The 5,083-nt window shown below is 59.6% G+C and carries 1 protein-coding gene, 2 pseudogenes and 1 other annotated feature; of the genes and pseudogenes, 2 read left to right on the top strand and 1 reads right to left on the bottom strand.

Annotation, left to right across the window (positions count from 1 at the left end; all coding sequences use genetic code 11):
* The first annotated feature begins 188 nt into the window (after positions 1-188).
* Both IVB32_RS20615 and IVB32_RS20610 read left to right on the top strand, forming a co-directional pair.
* Positions 189-1,421 (top strand): annotated as a pseudogene (locus IVB32_RS20615) (IS3 family transposase).
* Positions 473-589: a sequence feature (AL1L pseudoknot), on the top strand. Its footprint overlaps the pseudogene before it by 117 nt.
* Before the next feature lie 1,496 nt (positions 1,422-2,917).
* Positions 2,918-4,222, top strand: coding sequence for an FAD-binding oxidoreductase (locus IVB32_RS20610; protein ID WP_247411250.1), 1,305 nt, complete (start codon positions 2,918-2,920; stop codon positions 4,220-4,222).
* A gap of 274 nt (positions 4,223-4,496) precedes the next feature.
* Here IVB32_RS20610 and IVB32_RS43060 read toward each other — a convergent pair.
* Positions 4,497-4,922 (bottom strand): annotated as a pseudogene (locus IVB32_RS43060) (FAD-dependent oxidoreductase); the annotation flags it as partial.
* Between the last annotated feature and the right edge of the window lie 161 nt (positions 4,923-5,083).

The following is a 5,083-nucleotide window of genomic DNA, read 5'->3' as shown; positions in this document are numbered from 1 at the left end:
AGGCGCCGCGTTCACAGGCCGAACATATGACCGCACCGTCATCCCTTGTTCAACCAGAGAAAGATCTTGCAGCCCGGGCCGTTCGGACGCCGGTTGACATAAATGGCTCCAGCAATGCACAACCGTCCACGGACCCTGTGAACCGCCCCGGGTTTGCCGGAGGCTCCAACTCCTGAGAGGATGGAGCCATGACAAGCAAGACCACGAACAAGTTTTCGCCTGAAATCCGCGACCGTGCGGTTCGGATGGTTCTGGATCACGCCGGCGAGCACCCGTCGCGCTGGGCGGCAGTGACCTCGATTGCGGCCAAGATCGGCTGCACGCCGCAGACGCTGCATGACTGGATGAAGAAGGCCGAGATCGACAGCGGGCAGCGGGCCGGTGTCCCGACTGAGATGGCCGAGAAGCTGAAGGCCCTGGAACGGGAGAACCGTGAGCTGCGGCAGGCCAACGAGATCCTGCGCAAGGCAAGCGCTTATTTTGCGATGGCGGAGCTCGACCGCCGGTCCAAGCCATGATCGCCTTCATCGACGATCATCGTGGGGCGCATGGGGTCGAGCCGATCTGCAAGGTCTTGCCGATCGCCCCCTCGACCTACCATGCCCATGTGGCCAAGCGGCGCGATCCCGCCAAGCTGTCGACGAGCGCCAGGCAGGACGCCGCGCTGAAGATCGAGGTTCGGCGCGTCTTCGATGAGAACTTCTCCGTCTACGGCGCGCGCAAGGTGTGGCGGCAGCTCAAGCGAGAAGGCTTCGATGTTGCTCGTTGCACGGTGTCGCGATTGATGGCAGGACATGGGTTTGCAGGGGGTTATCCGCGGCAAACCGGTTAAGACCACGATCAGAGACAAGGCCGCGCCATGCCCGCTGGATCACGTCAACCGCCAGTTCAGGGCGCCAAGGCCGAACGTCCTTTGGCTCTCCGACTTCACCTATGTCGCGACCTGGAGCGGATTCGTCTACGTCGCCTTTGTGATCGACGCCTATGCCCGCAGGATCGTGGGCTGGCGGGCCTCGCGCACGGCGCACGCCAGCTTCGTGCTCGATGCGCTGGAGCAGGCCCTGCACGATCGCCGACCGGTCCACCGCGGCGGGCTCGTGCATCATAGCGATAAGGGTAGCCAATACGTCTCTATCAAGTACACCGAGCGCTTGGCTGAAGCTGGCGTCGAGCCTTCCGTTGGTAGTGTCGGAGATTCCTATGACAACGCTCTCGCCGAAACCATCAACGGCCTCTACAAGGCCGAGGTGATCCATCGGCGCGGGCCATGGCGCAGCTTCGAGGCCGTCGAGTTCGCGACCCTGGAATGGGTGGACTGGTTCAACAACCGACGGCTCCTGGAGCCCATCGGCAACATCCCGCCAGCCGAAGCCGAGCAACGCTACTACACCATGCTGGAACAACCGGCCATGGCGGCATAACTTAAACCAAATAGCCTCCGGCAAACCCGGGGCGGTTCACCTGCGGTCGAGCAAACTCGGTCAACCGGTCATAGCACTACTTTGGCAGCTGCCAAAGTAGTGATAGGCTGCGTATCCAAACTGACATGCTCCCAACCCGGCGAGTGGCCAGAGCTTCCGTCTGCCGAGCCGTCGAAATCCCAGTACTCCAAAGCGCACGTCTGCAGCGATGCGAGAACAGCAAGAATGCACGATTGTCCCCAAAAGCGCCGCCGAACGTCTAAGCAAATTGACTACTAGGTCCTTGCTGGTCAAGATGAAGACGTTCTCGCGAGCCTAGAGCGCGCGATGAATGTACGTTCTTGTCATCGGTTCCTTATCAGTTGCCCTTTTCGGGCTTTTCACCATACGACTGGGGGCCAAACTGGGGCGCGTCCCCCTTTTTTCGCGTGCAAAGGCAATCGCTGCTCTCATCAGTGCATTTCAATGATTCGAGATCGGGAATTTCGACGCTAACAACGGTCATGCAAGGTCCTAGCGCGCTTCCCCGAGCTCTTCTCAGCGCAAAGTCCGGCAAAGAACTCGATCAGGATAGGAACGCTCGATTTCTGCATAATCGGCGAATATTCTAAGATTCGGCGGATCCGCCGAAGCAATTTCCCATCGAAGGTGGTTGCTGACGCTACTTCGCCGCGGCTAAGCAATAGCAATCGCCAGCCAGCGTCGGTTCGCCGCCGGCAGACTGGAGATCACTTCAATGTGGGCGGACGTATTGTAAAGCAGGAGCGGCAGCAAGGTGCCGCCACCCTCGACCAGCCCACCAGCGATCAGAATAACTTCAGCTCCTACTCCCGTTGCGCATCATAGATCTTCACCTGGATCATGGGAGATCCGGGCTTCAGGTCGCTCGTGCCGCTCTCGACCGCCTCTAATCATGGCGAATTGGAAGTTCATGTAGCTGTCGACAATCAAACCGTAATGCGTGGTAGGCAGTTCTCGAATCGGCTTCAAGATCAAGCTCCCGATCGGTAGCAGGCGCGGTTGTACGCTTCAGGCGGCATAGGACGGGTCGCTCACCAGGAGCAAGTGGGGAGGATTCCGGGTGCCCACGTCATCCTCGAGCACGGCAGACCGGTTCATCGTCAACGCGCGAATCGGGTTCGCCCGTGCATAAAATAAGCGGAGGTCGCGCTGATATTGCGGAAAGTCTACCTCAACAGCTTGATATGCTGTGTGGATGATTGAATCACGACCCACAACGGGTGTCGACAAGGCGCGGTTTCAGCATGTCCCATTCTTGGTGGAAAGAACGCGCGCATAGCTGCGGCCGCAACAATGGCTTCCCACAATTGACACGCCGCCGACGCGGTCATCGCCGCCTTCTCGGATGCGACTGTGCCGGCGAGCTTGCTGGTATGAGGGCGGGCGCTATGTAAAGGCCGAATGCCCACGCCCGAACTACTACTTCATGAATCCCGCAGCCGACGGCACTGCGGCTTTATCGGCCGGAGCCTAAGATGTTAAACATCAAGCATTTGACTCAGTATAATACCCGTAGCGGATGGAATGCTCTGCTGCCTCCACGTGTACCGTGCGATCAGAAGCCGGCGAAAACCCGCTTCGCTTCGATCGTGATCGGGGCGGGGTACACCGGGCTGGCAGCGGCCCGCCGCAGCGCGGAACTAGAGCCTGCCAAGGAGGTGCTCGTGCTAGAGGCGTCAGAGATTGGCGAAGGACCGTCCGGGCGCAATTCTGGTTTCGTGTCGGTCGTCCCATCGAAGCCGATGGCGAACGCTTACGGTTCTGCAGAAGATGACGCCCTCCGCAAACTTCGCATCTCTCTGGCCGGCCAGGAGTGGCTTCGCTCCTTGATCCAGGAGCACAACATCGATTGCGACTGGGACGAGGAGTCGCTGCGCATCAGTGCTGCGGCGACGCCTAAAGGCGCTGTCGACGCTAGAAACTGGCTGCAGTCACTGCGCACATGGGGCTTTACCTGCAGGGTTCTGAGCGACGAGGATCGTGTGGCCGGGCTCGGGACTGACTACTACACGACGGCATTCGATTTCCGCCCTCGTGCACTCGTTCAACCTGCCGCCCTAATTCGCGGGCTGGCAGCAAGCCTGCCGGCAAACGTGACGCTACTTGAGAGAACCCTAGTGACGCGCGTGGAAGGTACCGGACCCTTTCAGGTCCAAAGCACTAAGGGCACCTTCACGGCTGACCGACTGTTCATCGCCAACAATGCGCAGGCCCGGGATCTTGGTATGCTCCCTGATCGAACCGTTACCATCCTAACGTATGCCGCACTCACGCCTCCCCTAGACGGGAGGGAGCTCGCCAAGCTAGGCGCCGCGCCGATTTGGGGGATGACTCCTATCGACAGCATGGGCATGACAATGCGCAAGCTGAAAGACCGCTTTTTGGTCCGAAGTATGTCGTCATACGGCAGGGAGACGGATCCGAAGACCGTACGCAACGAGCTTACCCGTCTATACCGCAACCGTTACCCTCGCATGAACTCGCACGCGTTTGAGTATGTCTGGGGCGGGTCGATGGCGTTTACCGGGAACGGTGGCTTCTTCTTTGGAGAAGCGCGGCCCAACGTCTTCGGCGCCGTCGGCTGCAACGCCACGGGCGTGGTGAGAGGTACTATTAATGGCAAGTTGCTCGCGGAGCTGGCTTGCCGTTCACAGTCTCAGCTCTTGACAGACCGCCTGAGGCAGGTCGGACCCAATTGGCTGCCGCCGGAGCCGTTCCGCGGAATTGGCGCCATGTCTCGGATGGCTTGGCTGCGTCACAAGGCCGGGCGCGAATACTGAGTCGTTCGAACTTCGAGAGAGTATATCCTCCGCTCAGTCGCAAATAATTATGCCAAGCGGCAGCGTCCGACCAACTGCGGCAACAACTTTCAGTTGGTCAGCGAAGGTGGCGCAAAGAGTTGTGGACGAGCAAATGCTGGCTGACCAGTTTCAGCCAAACTGGCTCGCTACCATACCGGCCCGCGAGTAAACGGTAAATCATGCCGGCCGTGGTGTTTGCTTCCCCGATGACGTCCCCAACGGAATTCACTACTTAGGTGTCTTACATTCCCGCCATCGCGGCGAGGCGAGAGGAATTCCCGGCGACGGCAAGCGCGATCTTTTTTGCCTTGATTGGACCGCGCGTGGTCTGGACACGGATTGCGCATCCACCGACGACATTGATGCCAGTCATGTCGCAGTTCTGCACGATGTCAGCGCCGCGCAAGTCGGCAGCGCGCGCGTAGCCCCAGGGACGGCATCATGACGCATTGTGCCGCCGCGCCCCTGCAGCAGCCCACCTTGGATTGCGAAACCGGCTTGTCTCGAAGTCGAGAAACGGGGAGCATGGAGCGCGCCTGCTCGCGATCGACGAACGCAGCATCAATTCCGGCAAGGCGCATGGCGTTGGCGCGGCGAGCGTAGGAATCGCGCTGAACGTCGGAATGAAGAGGTTCAGGACTCCGCGCGGACTGGCCATCGTGTTGCAGTTCAGCTCCTGTGTGTTTCGGCATGGAATAAGGGCTCTGACGCATATTCGATGATCGTGATTGTTTTTATGGCGCGCCAATCAGCCTTGCCTGAAGGAGATCGAGCTTAGCGCGCCCGTACATTTGCCGTTTGACCAGCTTGAGCTTGGTGATCTGAGCTTCCACTTGGCCA

Source organism: Bradyrhizobium sp. 23 (assembly GCF_023073295.1).
GTDB lineage: Bacteria > Pseudomonadota > Alphaproteobacteria > Rhizobiales > Xanthobacteraceae > Bradyrhizobium > Bradyrhizobium canariense_D.
This window is presented reverse-complemented; position numbering and strand designations above follow the sequence as displayed.

Excerpts from the sequence above, each read along its gene's own strand:
- IVB32_RS20610 (WP_247411250.1), top strand. The coding sequence starts at position 2,918 with ATGTTAAACATCAAGCATTTGACTCAGTATAATACCCGTAGCGGATGG.